The sequence below is a fragment of the Psychrobacter pygoscelis genome (assembly GCF_004335015.1).
Lineage (GTDB): Bacteria > Pseudomonadota > Gammaproteobacteria > Pseudomonadales > Moraxellaceae > Psychrobacter > Psychrobacter pygoscelis.
On the sequence record NZ_RQRU01000002.1, the window covers coordinates 685,305 to 702,015 of the forward strand.

The following is a 16,711-nucleotide window of genomic DNA, read 5'->3' on the forward strand; positions in this document are numbered from 1 at the left end:
TGTTAGCTACTGGACTATCTAATCAAAAAATTTAAATTGACTATAAAAAAACCGCCCCAGTTAGGGCGGTTTTTTTGTGGCTATGGGCAGGATAGATTACTTCTGATCTTGCTCAACACCTTTCATAGTCAACTTGATGCGACCACGATTGTCCACGTCTTGGACCAATACTTTAACCTCTTGGCCTTCAGATAGGTAATCGGTGACATTCTCAACGCGCTCATCAGCGATTTGAGAGATATGAACCAGACCATCGGTATTTGGCAATACGGTAACAAAAGCTCCAAAGTCAACGATACGCGCAACTTTACCATTGTAAGTCTTGCCCACCTCAACTTCAGCTGTGATAGCTTCAATCTGACGGATTGCTTCTTTAGTCGCTGCTTTGTTTTCACCAAAGATGCGAATAGTACCATTGTCATCGATATCGATAACCGCGCCGGTGTCTTCAGTCAGCTGACGGATAGTAGCGCCGCCTTTACCGATGACATCGCGGATTTTATCAGCACTAATTTCCATAACCGCATAGTTTGGTGCATGCGCGTTAATTTCAGTACGGCTGGTTGGCAATACTTCATTCATAGCATTCAAGATATGAATTCGGCCTGCATGGGCTTGTTTGAGCGCTTGCTCCATGATATCTGGGGTAATACCTTCAATCTTGATATCCATCTGTAGTGCGGTGATACCATCTTTGGATCCGGCTACTTTAAAGTCCATATCACCAAGATGATCTTCATCACCTAAGATGTCTGACAGCACCGCAAAACGGTCGCCTTCTTTAACCAGACCCATCGCAATACCAGCGACTGGTGCTTTCATCGGCACGCCAGCGTCCATAAGTGCCAAGCTGGCACCACAAACTGAGGCCATTGATGATGAGCCGTTTGACTCAGTAATTTCAGACACTACACGGATGACATATGGGAAGCGGTCTGAATCTGGAAGCATCGCTTGAACACCGCGGCGCGCAAGTCGACCATGTCCAATCTCACGGCGCTTTGGAACGCCTTCGCGGCCAGTCTCACCCACTGAGTAGTGTGGGAAATTGTAGTGCAGCATAAAGTGGTCTTGAATCGTGCCTGCCAATGAGTCGATCAAGTTGACATCACGGCTATTACCTAGCGTCGTTGTGACCAGCGCCTGAGTCTCGCCACGAGTGAATAGTGCTGAGCCATGCGTGTAAGGTAGTACACCGACCTGAATGTCTAGCGCGCGCACGGTATCAAGGTCACGACCATCGATACGCGGCTTACCTGACAAGATGCTGTCACGAACGGTACGATATTTTAGCGTATTAAAGATATCTTTAACTTGTCCCTCTAAATCAGCAAAGTCTTCGGACTCTGGATCACCGGCCAAGGCTTCAATCGCTGCTTGCTTGATCTCATCAAGCTTAGTGTAGCGCTCTTGTTTATCAGTAATGGTATAAGCGCTAGCAACTTGCTCACCAAACTGCGATTTCATTTTGTCTTCAAGCTCTTGATTCACTTCTGGTGGTGTGAACTCTTGCTTAGCCGTTCCGATCTCTTCTGCCAATGAGGCGATATTATCAATGACGATCTGCTGCTGTTCATGACCATATAATACAGCGCCTAGCATTTGATCTTCGGATAGCTCACGCGCTTCAGACTCAACCATAAGTACCGCAGACTTGGTACCTGCAACCACCAAATCAAGATCGCTATTGTCTAGCTGCTCTATCGTAGGGTTAAGTACGTACTCACCATCGATGAAACCAACGCGCGCCCCTCCGATAGGGCCATTAAATGGCGCATCTGAAATAGAAAGTGCCGCTGATGCACCAATCATCGCTGCGATATCTGCATACTGAGACTTATCTGATGAGATAACTGTCGCTGTGATCTGCACCTCATTGACATAGCCTTCTGGGAACAAGGGGCGGATTGGGCGATCAATGAGACGTGATGTTAGGGTCTCAAACTCAGTGGGTCGACCTTCACGCTTCCCATACGCACCTGGAATCTTACCTGCAGCGTACATTTTTTCTTGATAATTTACCGTTAATGGAAAGAAGTTCTGACCTTCTTTAGCTTCAGGCTTTACCACGGCGGCTACTAATACTGAAACACCGCCCATGTGAACGAGTACTGAGCTGGCTTGACGGGCAATGCGGCCTGTTTCTAGCACGACCTGTTGGTTGCCGTACTGAAATTCACGGGTAATAGTGTTAAACATTGTCTTATCTGTCATATATATTTCCTAATTTATGAGTGACTTACCTTTAGATTTTTAAACTAAAATTATATTAAAGCGATAAATTAAGCGATTTAAGCCGCTTTAACTTTTAAATACTTTTAAATACTGTATGTTTTTAAAGTTAATCTCTATACATTAATTGCTTACTATTTAACTTCAATTTCAAACTGAGTAATTCTATGTATTAATAAGCATGCATTGAGCAGTACCTATTAACAAGCGTCTCTTGAGGAGTACCTATTGAAAAGAGCGGACGATATAAGCTCATTTCTTGTGGGTTACTGTGAATAACAAAACTCTAAATTGCGAGTTATTTTACAGGGATTTGCAGCAATTGACCAATTATTCACTAATTCGGCGGTGGGTAGTTTTATTTGAGTTAAAGCAAGTAACAATAAAAAAATAGTAAAAAACTAATAGGCTTAATAATCATTTTAGAATCATACTGTTAAAGCTGTAACAATAAAAAACGGCGCGATATTTATCGCACCGTTTTTTCATATCAATGATACTCGACTCTCTACACTATTTAGCAAAAATAGCGTATTAACGACGTAGGCCAAGCTCGCTGATCAAAGTAGTATAGCGACCTAGATCTTTACCTTTTAAGTAATCTAGTAGCTTACGACGTTGGTTAACCATGCGAATAAGACCACGGCGACTATGGTGATCGCCTTTGTGCTCTTTAAAGTGACCTTGCAAGTCATTGATGCGTGCAGTTAATAGAGCAACTTGCACTTCTGGGGAGCCAGTATCGTTTTCGCCGCGCTGATATTGGGCGATGATTTGTTGGCGGTCAGTATTGGTTAGCATAAGATTTCTCCGGCAATGCTATTAGTAGTAGGCTAAGTAGCCATACTGCAAATAAAAGATAATAATCAATAATTCAGGACGACCCTGCATTACTAGAGACGACCTAGTTATTGATAAGAAGATAGTGTTCTTACCCCTCTTGGTAGAGGCATATAAAACTAAGGGACGGATTATAGCAAAAAACTGCTGCGCAAACAGCAGTTTTTATTGTTTAGTGACATTAATCACAAGGAAATAGACAGCTAGTTATTACCTTTGGCATCTTCTGCGTTGTCAGCAATACGCTCAGCAGCAGCTTTAGAGTTCTCATCATAGTTATCTTCTACTTGATTCTGTAGAGATGACTTTTGCGTCTCTGATTTTTGCTGTTCAAACTCTTTATCACTAGAATTAGTCATATAAGCTCCTTAGTTGGTTATGAATGCTCAACTTATTAATAGGATATCAGGTAGAGTGAAGACATTCTTCTTAATCTGCGAAGATAATCAATGAAGGCAAGATTAGCTACTTTAGACCATAGATCATTTATTACCCTTTTCATCTTCATTGAGACGTACAGCAGCTTCTTTAGCGTTTTCACCAGCGTTGCCCACTGATTCAGTCAGTGAGGAGGCTACTTGCGCTGCGGCATCGCGAGTCTCAGTCAAGTGGTCCGACTCTTTCGACGCAACATCCGGCTCTTCGCCGATTTGTAGACGTTCTTTAGCTTCTTTAAGGTTTTCAGTAGCATTACCGACCTCAGCGATCTCTAAATGCGCTGTTTCTCGCTTAGCGGCGGCCTGCTCAAGCGTGTCATTGTTAGTACTGGACTGACTCATAGTAATTCCCTTTAATAATGTGATAGCACACTTCTCTCATCCTCAAGAGAAGGGATTAAACCGTGCAGTGCTAAGCTGATTAAGACAATGCTTCATCAATAGCATTAACAAAGTCTGGAATATCTTCCGGTGTGCGTGAAGTAATTAGATTCCCATCCTTTTGTAGCGCCTTATCGACAAAGGTAGCACCGGCATTTTCAAGATCGGTTTTCAGCGATTGATAAGCGGTTAAAGTTTTACCTTTAGCAATGCCAATATTGATAAACGCCCAAGGCGCATGGCAAATCGCCGCAATAGGTTTACCCGCGTCATTAAAAGCTTTTATTAACTTTTGCGCCGCCTCGTTGCCACGCAGCGCATCAGCATTAATAGTACCGCCTGGCAGTACCACAGCGTCATAATCATCTGCATCTGCATCTTTAGCGAACAAATCGGCAGTAAAGGTATCGGCTTTGTCTGAATGATTCATACCTTGGACTTGTTGTTCATCATTAGTAGTAATCAGCGTCGTCGCATAACCTTTGTCTTTTAATTGGTTATTAACGTCTTCATACTCTGCTTGCTCAAAGTCGGTATGTAATAAAAAGGCTATTTTTTTCATATCAATCTCTAATTTATTTTAACTGTTCGGTTTCTCATACATCTCAAAAGACCAGAGAATAGTTAAATTCTTAACTTACTAACAAGTATAAAGGGGGGAAGGATAATGGGTATAGAGAGGTATAGAAATGAATTGTTTGACTCTGTTAGTTATGTTAGAGCCAAGTAACTGCTACTCGTATAGGAGGCCAGTATCGACCACGCATGGGTTACGTTAAAGCCCTAGTTGGTAGGCGTTGATAAATATCTAACGGTAATCGGTCTCAATCAGGTCAGGAGGAAATAGGCAGTACGCGGTAGCCTTGATACAAAAAGTACTAAGCTTGCATCAAGTGCACTTTACACTATGTATCCGCTATAATTTTCTTTGGCTGCAATCGGCCATTAATACTAAGCGCGGCCAATCCTACAAACCTATTATTACTATCCATCAGGCGGATATCTTTGACAGGAAGCTCTACTTGGGTAGTAATGCCAGTACTATCAGCGCCTGTAGGAGCGTCAGTATTAGAGCTAGTAGCAGCATCTGAATCGTTTGTTGAAGCCGCAATGGAGAGATAGTCAATAACGCTAGGTGTCAGCTGCTCATAGATGTTTAGCCGCTGACCAACACGAACACGCTGAACTTGCTCATCGGTCAAGACCAGTACTGGTAAATCATCGATACACGCATCGACGCTAAGTAAGTGATCAAAACGCTGAGTTAAGTCTAAGGCTTCAAGTAATGCTAACTCCATCGCATCTGCGACACTAAAGTCGCCAACTTGTGTTCGACGTAAGCTGATAAGATGGCCTACCGTTCCTAGCGCCTGAGCAATATCCTCACCCAGCACCCGAACATACGTCCCCTTAGTGCAAGTCACTCGCAGTCGCAGCTTATCGTTTGAGATGCGCTCTAGTTGGACTTGGCGCAAGGTAATAGAGCGCGGCTCCCGCTCCACCTCAATGCCAGCACGGGCATACTCATAAAGCTTCTTGCCGCCCTTTTTGAGCGCTGAATACATGGGCGGAGTCTGCAACTGCTCACCTAAAAACTGCTGAGCCACTCGCGCGCAATCACTATCATCAATATCAGGAATGCTTTGGGTCTCGATTATCTGGCCCTCAGCATCTCCTGTATCAGTACCTACTCCTAATTTAATGACCGCTTCATAAGACTTATCAGCATCTAGCTGATAATGGCTAAACTTGGTGGCTTCTCCTAAACAGACAGGTAATAATCCTGTCGCCATAGGATCCAATGTACCAGTATGACCCGCTTTTTTACTGTCATGTACTGGTGACTTAAATAGATACTTCACCTTAGAGACCACCTGCTGCGAGGTCAACCCTTGTGGCTTATCAATTAATATCACCCCAGAAACGCGCTGTTTTACTGCTTTAGAAGACGTGTTAGCCATAGTTTAGTCTTTAAATCTCTACTTAATCGTTAGCGGATTGATCTGCAACATCAGCAGGATTTGGTACGTTATCCTCATCGCTTTTTGCGACCGCTTTATTGATCAGATCCATCATATAGTTACCACGGGCCGTGACTTCGTCATAGTGAAAGCGCAATCGCGGTGTGGTCCGAGTCTTGAGACGGTGGCTAAGCTCAGTGCGTAAGAAGCCAGCAGCATTTTCCAATACTTTAAGGCTCTGTTCATGGCTGCTTTTGGTCATCGCGTCGTTAAGCTCAGGCTCCATAATAGTGACATAAATATCGGCATAACCAAGATCAGGGCTAACTTTGACACTTGAGATGGTCACAAATCCTGTCAATCGTGGGTCATTAATCTCATCACGAATAAGGACGGCAAGTTCACGCTGAACTTGATCAGCCAATCGTTGTAAACGCTGATTCATTATCTTTCCTATAGGTTCAAATGGGTGACTATCGCTTGCAAATAAGCTTTATGCAATAAATCATTAGTAATGATTATACCGCCAGTGACGGATAAATTTCGTAAACTACCGGAGGTTGTAGTCAAAGTTTTCTAATATTTGACTGTTTAACAGCTCATGGTTAATCAGTAGAGAATCGTTATAAAAAAAGACCTAGCAGGATTGACCTGTTAGGTCTTTAATAAAAGATCAATTGATAATTCTAGATGGTACGCTCAAACTCTTGAATTTCAAAGACTTCAATCTTATCACCGACTTCGACATCATAGCCGCGGACAGCAAGACCACACTCCATACCAGTCCGCACTTCATTAACGTCATCTTTATAACGACGTAATGACTGTAGCTGACCGGTAAAGATAACTTGGTCATCACGGAGTACACGGATTGGTTTATTGCGGTAGATAGTCCCTTCAACGACCATACAACCTGCAGCCGCACCAAACTTGCTAGAGCGGAAGACGTCACGAACATCAGCAATACCAAGGATTTTTTCACGGTGCTCAGGAGACAACATGCCACTCATTGCCGCTTTGACATCATCAATCAAGCCATAGATAACGCTATAGTAGCGAATATCGATATTGGCCTCATCTGCTTTACGGCGGGCGGCGCCATCGGCACGAACGTTGAAACCTAATAGTACCGCTTCGCTTGATTCGGCTAGTGTCACATCAGATTCAGAGATAGGCCCAACACCTGAGCTGATGACCTTGACTTTCACTTCATCAGTTGACAACTCATTGAGTGCAGCAAGTAAGGCTTCAAGTGATCCGCGAACGTCTGTCTTCAAAATAATATTTAAGAAAGAGACGTCGCCTTGACCCATCTGTTCGAACATACTTTCAAGACGAGTCTTATTCTGACGTTCAAGCTCACGCTCGCGCTCACGATTGGCACGGAATTCAGCCACTTCACGCGCTTTTTTCTCATCAGAGACCACTAAGAACTCACTACCAGCAGCTGGTGTCTCAGGTAAGCCTAAAATCTCAACAGGAATAGAAGGACCTGCTGACTTGATACGCTGACCACGCTCATCGATCATCGCACGTACTTTACCGTAGTGCTCACCCGCAAGGACTAAATCGCCTTGTTTAAGAGTACCTTTTTTGACCAGCAGGCTGACAACTGCCCCACGGCCTTTTTCAAGTTTCGATTCGATGACCACACCTTGAGCAGCACCATCATTTGGTGCTTCAAGCTCCATAAGCTCAGCTTGCAGACTGATAAGCTCTAAAAGCTCATCAATACCTTGGCCAGTCTTGGCCGAGACTTTCGCCATTGGTGTATCGCCGCCCCAATCTTCTGAGACGACTTCTTTACTGGTCAAGTCATTAAGAACACGGTCGACATCTGCCCCATCTTTGTCCATTTTATTAATGGCCACGATTAGCGGTGTACCAGCTGCGCGAGCATGGTCGATGGCTTCAACCGTTTGGGGCATCATGCCATCATCAGCAGCTACTACTAGCACAACAATATCAGTGGCTTGAGCACCACGTGAGCGCATGGCGGTAAAGGCCGCGTGACCTGGTGTGTCTAGGAAAGTAATAACGCCGCGATCAGTCTCTACATGGTAGGCACCGATATGCTGGGTAATACCACCAGCTTCGCCAGAGGCAACCTTCGTCTCACGAATCTTATCTAGTAGAGAAGTCTTACCATGGTCAACATGGCCCATGATAGTGACGACTGGTGGTCGCGTTTGCACATTGCTGCTACGCTCTTCGACCGCTTCATGCAGGTCATCTTCGACTTTAGTATCGCTGACCAGTACTGGGTTATGCCCCAGCTCTTCGACGATTAAGCTGGCGGTAGCTTGATCAATCTCGTCAGACTCACTAACCATCTCGCCCATTTTCATAAGTAGCTTCACGACTTCGCGGGCTTTAACCGCCATACGCTGAGCCAAGTCAGAAACGACAATCTTCTCACTAATCTCGACATCATGAACAATCTTTTCGACTGGTTTTTCGAACTTATGCTGACCAGCTTGTGAAGAGCGTAGACCATGACGGCGATTCTTCATCTCGCGCTCTTCTTGGTTCTTACGACGACGTCCTCGAGCCGCTGTACTGCTAGAGCCACGTTTAATCTCACGACGCTCTTTCTCAAACGACTCTTCTAAGGCATCACCGACCAAGCCTTCTGCTAATGGCTCATCCTTACGAACTTCGGCCACTGGCTCTTTATCAGAGTATTTACCCGCCATTTTACGCATCTGCTCAAGCGTGCGCTTTTGCGCTTCTTCAGCTTGTTTACGACGCGTTTCTGCTTCGAGCTGACGTAGACGCTCTTCTTCTGCCTCACGAGCTTCACGAGCTTTACGCTCAGCTGCCGTTTCAGTTTTTGGCTTCGTCGGTTTCGTTACTGCTGACGCTTTTTTCTTATCTTTTGACTTGATTTCAACCGCTTCTTTACTGCCTTTTTTAACCACAACAGAAGCCGTTACTTCATCTTTACTATCTTTATTCTTGCTGCCACCCAAGCTTGCTCGCATCGCTGCCAAGGTAGCCGCTTGCCGCTCTTCAGCCTGCTTTTTGGCTTTTTCACGCTCAATGGCTTCTTGTTGAGCTTTGGCTTTGGCTTCTATCATGGCTTGTTCACGGGCTGCCATTTCTTCAGCCACTTGTGCAGGATCTGGCTTTTCAAATACTTTTTTCTTACGGACTTCGACATTGACACTCTTAGACTTACCAGAGGAGCCAGTCACCCGCGCAGTACTAGTGGTCTTTGACTTTAGGCTAATGCGGCGTTTTTGCTGCTGACCATGGCTTTGTTTCAAGTATGCCACCAACTGCTCTTGCTCAAGTTCGGTGACTAGGTCATCCTCCCCACGAGCAGGCAGCCCGGCGTCCACTAGCTGCTGTTTTACAGCGCTAACGGTTTTTCTTACCATGTCTGCCAGTTCTTTGACGGTCTTATCTGCCATTGATTGTCACCTACTATCTATTGTGTGCTATATATTTAATTCAGCGTTTGGCTGATGTGTTTGCGTACTATTGTCACTGTATTTCTATTCGGTATCAAAAGAACTTGATCAGCTCGGCGGCATCAAAGTACTGATTATACACGGTGTAAAATGAGACTTTATCCTATTTATCGTAATGGTTCGGTTCATTTTACAAACTGCGGCTTATCGTTAGTTCAAAATACCGAGTGCGTTATGAATGACGGACGCTACTCATCAAACCAAGATTCGCGTGCCTTCATAATAAGCTGACCCGCTGTTTTTTCGTCAAGATCATCGATGTCTTCTAAATCAAACACCGCTTGCTCAGCCAGATCATCCACAGTGATGATGTCCTTTTGAGCCAATTTATAAGCCAAGGTCGTGGTCATACCTTCTAGCGCTAACAACTCTTCACTCGGCTCTTTCATGTTTTGCTGCTTGACCAGCTCATCAGCGATAACGACTTCTTTAGCACGCTCTTGAATCATGTGAATCGCGTCATCGTCAAGACCTTCAATATCGTAAAAAGTCTCAACTGGTACATACGCCACTTCTTCAATACTGGTAAAGCCAACATCAACTAAGGCTTGCGCCAAATCTTCATCAACTTCTAAACGCTCATAGAACAGGTCAATAAAGGCTTTGGTTTCATTCTGCTGACGCTCTAGATATTCAGACTCTAGCATCATGTTTAGCTTATAGCCGGTCAACTCAGAGGCCAAACGAACGTTTTGACCTTGTGAGCCAATGGCACGGGCCAATTGATCATTGGTACTAAAGACGATATCAGCAGTTTGGGCATCTTCGTCCAAAATAATGCTATTCACGTCAGCAGGCTCAAGCGCACTAATAATAAACTGCGCAGGATCATCTGACCAAACCACCACATCAATACGCTCACCATCCAACTCTTGCTGTACTGCTTGGATTCGTGTACCACGCATACCGATACAAGCACCGACGGGATCTATCCGATGATCATTGGTCTTTACAGAGATTTTAGCACGGGTACCCGGAAGACGTGCAACATTGCGAATCTCAATGATTTGCTCAGCGATCTCTGGCACTTCTTTTTGCATTAATGCCGATAGCATCTCAGGATGAGTTCGCGATAACAATAACTGAGCACCGCGATTTTCACGATTGACATGATATAAGATAGCATTAATTCGCGATTTAACCCGTAGCTGTTCACGTGGTAGCATCTGATCACGAGACAAATAGCCTTCAGCATTATCTCCTAAATCAATGATATAGCCATCACGAGTCTGTTTTTTAACTTCTCCAAACAACATCTCGCCAATGCGCGGCTCAAACGCATCCGCCACAAGCGCGCGCTCAGCTTCGCGGATTTTTTGAATAATAACCTGCTTGGCTTGAGTCGCAGCAATTCGGCCAAACTCGATCGATTCAATCTGCTCTTCTTTGATATCACCAATCGACCACTCGTCCTGATCAAGATCAGTGATGGCTAGCTGACACGCTGGCATTTCATGATCTTCGTCAGCGACGACAGTCCAATAACGATAAGTATCATAATCGCCAGTTTCACGGTCAATCTCTACGCGGATCGCCACTTCTGGCTGATCAGTATAGACTTTCTTTTTGGTCGAGACGACCAAGGCTTGCTCAATCGCTTCAAAGATGTCTTCAGGATTTAAGCCCTTTTCGTTACTGACGGTTTCTACTACCGTTAAAATCTCTCGACTCATGCTATACCTGTCCTATACTGACGTAAATGGTTTTTCATTAAAATTACTATATAAAAAGCTATTAATAAATTTTTACTATCTAAATCCAAGCTATAACCTACCGACACTAACAGTACTGGTAAATTAGCTGTCTTGATAAACTAAATTTGCTTTATCAATATTACTCAGCTCTATCTTGACGTCCTGATCCTCAGGAGTAGCCAACGTTAGGGTTTTGTCATCCATTGCCGTAAGCTGACCTGATATCTTACGCCGCTTCTGCTTTCCTGCACCGATGGCATTAATCAACCTTAAGTTCACGGTCTGACCGATATACTGGCGCATTTGCGCTTCTGAAAAAAAAGATCGGTCAAGACCAGGGGAGGATACCTCTAAGATGTATTCACCGGCGATAGGATCGTGAACCTCTAGCACCCCACTCACTTGATGGGTAACGGCTGTACAGTCTTCAATGGTAACTTGCTTACCGTCAGCCTGATCAGCTGGTAGCGCCTCAATGAATATTCGTAATAATGACTTACGGCCCTGAGCAGTAAACTCCACACCCCATAACTGAACATCACAGGCAGTAACCGCAGGGGCAATAATATCCATTAACTCGGTGACTTTGGTAGAAAGTTTCATACAACCCTTTAATTTATTATTTTGTCTATTAATTTTTAACCCAACTACCGGTTTATTTCGAGCGCGATGAGCTACTAATAATAAACCACATAAGTAATAAGTTGGACTATTAAGCTTATACTTAGCACACACGGCTTGGTACGTTATGTTTTCTCGTCATCATGCTCAAAAAGCAAGATGCCCTAAGCCAACTTGAACCAAATATTGTCACTAGTAATGATAAAAAATAGACAGCTGCATCCAAAAAAGATGCCAACGTAAAAGAAAGCTTAGCACAGCACTATGGCTTTAAATATGCTTTGCTGATATAACCAACATTTAGATACAAAAAAACCCACAGACATAATGGTGGGCTTAATCTTGCTGAGACTTTTGATTTAAATACCAGCTAAAAAATGATTAGTCATTCCAAGCTATAAAGTTCAGCTATGTCTTATATGTCTTTAAAAAGTGGTAGCGGGGGCTGGATTTGAACCAACGACCTTCGGGTTATGAGCCCGACGAGCTACCAGACTGCTCCACCCCGCAACAATTTAGACTGCGTATTCTACTTGGTAACTTCACCCTTGTCAACCCTTAACTTAATTTCTTTTAATTAAGTAAGCACTATTTACTCAGCACTTAGGATAACTTTAGAGTAATTTGGTGCGATTGGAGGGACTTGAACCCTCACGGCTTGCGCCACTACCCCCTCAAGATAGCGTGTCTACCAATTCCACCACAATCGCAAAATTTTTGCTCATCATACGCCAATGAGCGTTTCAGCTGACTTCATTACTCTATCTCATTGAGGAACTATTGAGATATGATATTAGTAATGTCACGTCAACCTAGATACCTTTTATTTATTAGTATTAGCTAGCCATTGGCTATAAATACTAGTAAAAGCACCACTGTCAAAACAGGCAGGCATTGTACTGGTTACCGTACAAAATAGCAAGACCTAATTAACCAGCTCTCGCAAGTGTCCACCAGTAATAAAATGAAACTATTCTGTGGAGTCTGTTGAGTCAGTAAGTGCCCTTGGGCTTTGCGGCGCAGATACAGGAGCATCTAAGCGAAACTGATCATTGGCTTGCTGACGCGCATGAACGGCTAAGGTCAGACTGGTAATAAAAAAGATAACCGCCAATATGCCGGTCGCTCGAGTCATAAAGTTAGCTGAACCTGCTGCACCAAATACCGTCCCAGAGGCTCCAGCACCGAAAGAAGCTCCAGCGTCAGCGCCTTTACCATGCTGGATCAAAATCAAGCCTATCATAGCAATCGCCACGATAATATGTAAGGCTAATACAAAGGTAAACATAACGTCCTCATATACTCAACTAGAGCATTTATATAAATAGAGATAAACCATCAAGACTTATCAAATAAGTCAATTAAAAGTAGCAGTGCTTTCAATTCGAACATCAATGAGTTTCGTAGATAAATCAATAACGCTTGATAGGATAGGGAAGCGAATACACTCAACACCCATTTTCTTTCAATACGCCTTATTAACTGATCAACGACGCCTAGGCAAATTTTTAGATAACTGAATATTAAGTTAAGTTGGTGAATATAAAATTATTGATACGAAAGATACCTAAAAAAGCTGCTTAACAAGTTAACTGAGTAACAAGGCTACTGTACATTACTGGCCTTAGCCGCTGAAAATGCTTCCGCAATCGCCAAAAAGCTTTCTGCGTTTAATGAGGCACCGCCAACCAATGCGCCATCGACACTATCGGCCTGGGCAAATATCGCTGCATTATCTGCGTTGACACTACCACCATATAGCACACACAGGTTATCTAGCTCACCAGCAGCGCCAGCGTATTGCTTGATCACTTGCTTAATATGGCTGTGCGTTGCTGTGACCTCTTCGACCGTCGGCACTTTACCCGTACCGATTGCCCAAACTGGCTCATAAGCGATAATCAATCGCTCAGCCAAATTGGCTTCATTGTTTGACTCGCTAGCATGTTCACTAATAATACGCTGAATGACACTGAGTTGATCTTCTAGCACTTGTAAAGTTTGCTCACTATCGTACTGCGCCTTGGTTTCGCCGATACAAAAGATGACGCCAAGCTGCTGACTTAGCGCATTGCGTAGCTTTTTTAGTAGTATATCGTTGTCTTCACCATAGTACTGTCGACGCTCTGAGTGACCTACCAGCACCCAATCCGCACCCGCATCACGCACCTGTGCAGCAGAGCAATCTCCAGTGAAAGCTCCAGTTTCTGCACTAAAAGCGCAAATATCTTGGGCGCCAAGAGCAACAGAGGTATTCGTCAGCTTGCTATTGGCTGCTGGCAAATGGACATGGCATGGAATGACCATGGTGTTGCACAGTGGCACGTCTCCATTTGGTAGCCTTTTGATGACGCTATCTAGCAATTCATCAACGGCTTGCAATGTTGCTGGCTGTTGCTTCCAATTTCCAATTACCCAAGCCTGCATAATATTCATACCCTAATTAAAGCTTTAATAACTAATGGTGACTTATCATAGCCAGCAACTTGCTAGCCAGACCTTTTTTAGGTCTAAAATACAGTTACAGTCTAAGTGTGCTATTACCAATGACTCGTGTGCTGACTTTATTTTGATTTGTAAGCCAGTAAAGGCTAATGAATATCTGCTAGTTTTCAGTACCCTACTTGGACTAAAATAGCACTTTATAAAGTAACGCTTTTCTCACTTAGAGGACAGTTTAAGGTAGTCTATTCAAAACCGCCTTTTAATCACAGCTGCCACTCATCCAAAGCAGCCTTTAGCTCCAACTAAGCCAATGATCAACTTCTTTTTTGAAAGGTCTGTTTAATAAAAAATTCTCTTTCATAAAATGCCTATTTGTAGAGCTTGTCTTTGTCAGTTTTTCAATGAGTCTTGTAGACTAATCTCTTTGCACAAGCCCATACTTAAAGGACTGTAAATAAAAACACAATCAGCACAGATTAACAAACGCGTTATTATATCAAATTTTCATCTGCGTCTATAGGGTCATTCGCGTATTGATATAGAAAGTACTAAATGCTAAGTAATTATGCTACGGTAGCTTATAATTTGCTTAACAATATCATCAACTAATAGAAATTCACTGTAAAATATACTTTAGAAAGCGGTAAGATACTACATTATGCTCGTAAGTAGCCTTCGGCAACCCTAGCTTGATGACGCTAGGTAGCATCTAGCAAAATAATATTTCGTTGGATTGATTCAAATAACACTTTTAGCTAAATATTAATCGCTTCTGAATCAATCCCTACTCGCAGCTCAATACTTTTTTTGGTATTTATATAATTACTATATCTGGGGAGTTTTTTATGTCCACGACAACCAGCAATTTTGGTGGACTAGCCCGTCGGTTGATTCAAGAAGGTCTGGTTAATCAAGAGCAGATGCAAACGGCGCTGACTGAGTCGCAGCAGCAGCAGCTTGGCTTAATACCTTATCTGGTCGAAAACAAAATCGCAGCCGCCAATAGTATTGCGATAACGGTCTCAAAGGAATTTAGTGACCCGTTATTCGATATCAGTACGCTAAATCCTGAGAGCATCCCTAAGGATTTAGTTGATGAAAAGATCGTACGTAAGTTTAACGCCCTTCCTATCTATAAACGGGGGCAACGACTTTTTGTCGCCATGAGCGATCCTTCACGGATAGATGCGATTGATGCTATCGCCTTTAACTCCAGGTTATCTGTTGAGACAATCGTCGTTGAGGAAGATAAACTAAAACAACGCATAGACAGCGTCTTTGCTGATTCTATGGACAACTTTAGTAATTTTTCTGAAGGTGATTTGTCCGTTGATATCGATGAACAGCCTGATTTAGATGCTGACACAAACGACGGAGTAGAAGAAGCACCTGTTGTGAAATTCGTTAATAAAATGCTGGTTGATGCCATTCGTATGGGGGCTTCAGATTTACACTTCGAACCTTATGAGAAAACATATCGCGTGCGTTTTCGTATTGATGGGGTAATGCAAAAGATGGCCAGCCCCCCAGTACAGCTCGCCAGTAAAATTGCTGCACGACTCAAAGTAATGTCGCAAATGGATATCTCAGAGCGTAGGATTCCTCAAGATGGTCGCATTAAGCTGAAGCTGTCTAAAAACAAAGCCATTGATTTTCGTGTGAACTCTCTTCCTACTCTATTCGGTGAGAAAATCGTTTTACGTATCCTCGATCCGTCTTCTGCAATGCTAGGAATTGACGCCCTTGGCTATGATCCCGATCAGAAAGAGATGTTTTTAGAGGCACTACATAAACCGCAAGGTATGCTACTGATTACGGGGCCTACCGGATCGGGTAAAACCGTTTCTTTATATACAGGTCTCAACATCCTAAATACGACTGAGTCTAATATCTCCACCGCGGAAGACCCCGTAGAGATCAACTTAGAAGGTATTAATCAAGTCAACGTCAACCCTAAAGTGGGGTTGACCTTTGCTCAAGCCTTGAAGTCCTTCTTACGTCAAGATCCTGATATTGTCATGGTGGGTGAGATTCGTGATTTAGAGACAGCAGAAATTGCTGTCAAGGCCGCACAAACCGGTCACATGGTTCTCTCTACTTTGCACACCAACTCGGCACCAGAGACACTGACGCGACTTCATAATATGGGTGTGGCCTCCTTTAACATTGCTACTTCTGTCAATCTCGTTATCGCTCAGCGCCTTGCGCGCCGTTTATGTAAAAACTGTAAGAAACCAACAACTCCGCCACGACAAAGCTTATTAGAGGTCGGCTTTACTGAGGCTGACTTAGACAATTCAGATAATGTTATCTATGAGCCAGTTGGCTGCTCTGAGTGCCGAAATGGTTATAAGGGGCGTGTGGGTATCTATGAAGTGATGAAAATTACACCAGATATTTCTCGTATTATTATGGAAAATGGCAATGCTATCGATATCAAAGATGCGGCACTCAAAAATGGTTTTCGCGATTTGCGGCGCTCAGGTATCTTAAAAGTACTCCAAGGCTTGACCAGCGTACAAGAGATGTTGAGGGTAACCTCAGAGTAATTTTTTCTAAAAATTCTTTAAGTTCACAATTTATTCAATAAAATGATATGCCATCAAGGCGCATAAAGAGGACAG

Annotated in this window: 13 protein-coding genes and 2 tRNA genes; 1 reads left to right on the forward strand and 14 read right to left on the reverse strand. The window is 43.5% G+C overall.

Annotated features, from left to right (window positions below):
* Positions 1-96 precede the first annotated feature (96 nt).
* The 14 genes from pnp to tpiA form a co-directional block, all read right to left on the reverse strand.
* A complete protein-coding gene (gene pnp, locus EGV92_RS07570; RefSeq protein WP_131668808.1) occupies positions 97-2,199 on the reverse strand; it encodes a polyribonucleotide nucleotidyltransferase in 2,103 nt (700 codons plus the stop codon).
* Positions 2,200-2,766: 567 nt separating this feature from the next.
* Positions 2,767-3,033, reverse strand: a complete 267-nt coding sequence (rpsO, locus tag EGV92_RS07575) for a 30S ribosomal protein S15 (protein ID WP_131668599.1) — start codon at positions 3,031-3,033, stop codon at positions 2,767-2,769.
* Positions 3,034-3,275: 242 nt separating this feature from the next.
* Positions 3,276-3,431: a hypothetical protein gene (locus tag EGV92_RS13905; RefSeq protein WP_165525582.1), complete on the reverse strand. Its 156-nt coding sequence runs from the start codon at positions 3,429-3,431 to the stop codon at positions 3,276-3,278.
* Positions 3,432-3,554: 123 nt separating this feature from the next.
* Positions 3,555-3,851, reverse strand: a complete 297-nt coding sequence (locus EGV92_RS07580; RefSeq protein ID WP_131668600.1) for a hypothetical protein — start codon at positions 3,849-3,851, stop codon at positions 3,555-3,557.
* A 79-nt stretch (positions 3,852-3,930) separates the two neighbouring features.
* On the reverse strand, positions 3,931-4,452 hold the full coding sequence (locus tag EGV92_RS07585; protein WP_131668601.1) for a type 1 glutamine amidotransferase domain-containing protein: 522 nt from the start codon (positions 4,450-4,452) through the stop codon (positions 3,931-3,933).
* Positions 4,453-4,795: 343 nt separating this feature from the next.
* Positions 4,796-5,851, reverse strand: coding sequence for a tRNA pseudouridine(55) synthase TruB (gene truB, locus EGV92_RS07590; protein WP_131668602.1), 1,056 nt, complete (start codon positions 5,849-5,851; stop codon positions 4,796-4,798).
* Positions 5,852-5,873: 22 nt separating this feature from the next.
* Positions 5,874-6,296, reverse strand: coding sequence for a ribosome-binding factor A (locus tag EGV92_RS07595; RefSeq protein WP_131668603.1), 423 nt, complete (start codon positions 6,294-6,296; stop codon positions 5,874-5,876).
* 241 nt (positions 6,297-6,537) lie between these two features.
* Positions 6,538-9,267 (reverse strand): translation initiation factor IF-2, encoded by a 2,730-nt coding sequence (infB, locus tag EGV92_RS07600; RefSeq protein WP_131668604.1) that lies wholly within the window; start codon positions 9,265-9,267, stop codon positions 6,538-6,540.
* Positions 9,268-9,515: 248 nt separating this feature from the next.
* Entirely contained in the window at positions 9,516-11,000 is a 1,485-nt protein-coding gene (nusA, locus tag EGV92_RS07605) for a transcription termination factor NusA (RefSeq protein WP_131668605.1), read from the reverse strand.
* A gap of 123 nt (positions 11,001-11,123) precedes the next feature.
* A complete protein-coding gene (gene rimP, locus EGV92_RS07610; RefSeq protein WP_131668606.1) occupies positions 11,124-11,624 on the reverse strand; it encodes a ribosome maturation factor RimP in 501 nt (166 codons plus the stop codon).
* 451 nt (positions 11,625-12,075) lie between these two features.
* Positions 12,076-12,152: transfer RNA gene (locus EGV92_RS07615), tRNA-Met, on the reverse strand.
* A gap of 115 nt (positions 12,153-12,267) precedes the next feature.
* Positions 12,268-12,352, reverse strand: a tRNA-Leu gene (locus EGV92_RS07620).
* A gap of 260 nt (positions 12,353-12,612) precedes the next feature.
* Positions 12,613-12,930, reverse strand: a complete 318-nt coding sequence (gene secG / locus EGV92_RS07625) for a preprotein translocase subunit SecG (RefSeq protein WP_131668607.1) — start codon at positions 12,928-12,930, stop codon at positions 12,613-12,615.
* Between the two features lie 317 nt (positions 12,931-13,247).
* Positions 13,248-14,078: a triose-phosphate isomerase gene (gene tpiA, locus EGV92_RS07630; RefSeq protein WP_131668608.1), complete on the reverse strand. Its 831-nt coding sequence runs from the start codon at positions 14,076-14,078 to the stop codon at positions 13,248-13,250.
* An 854-nt stretch (positions 14,079-14,932) separates the two neighbouring features.
* Here tpiA and pilB point away from each other — a divergent pair.
* The gene (gene pilB / locus EGV92_RS07635) at positions 14,933-16,636 is read left to right on the forward strand and encodes a type IV-A pilus assembly ATPase PilB (protein WP_131668609.1); all 1,704 of its coding nucleotides are present in this window, start codon (positions 14,933-14,935) and stop codon (positions 16,634-16,636) included.
* The last annotated feature ends 75 nt before the right edge of the window (positions 16,637-16,711 follow it).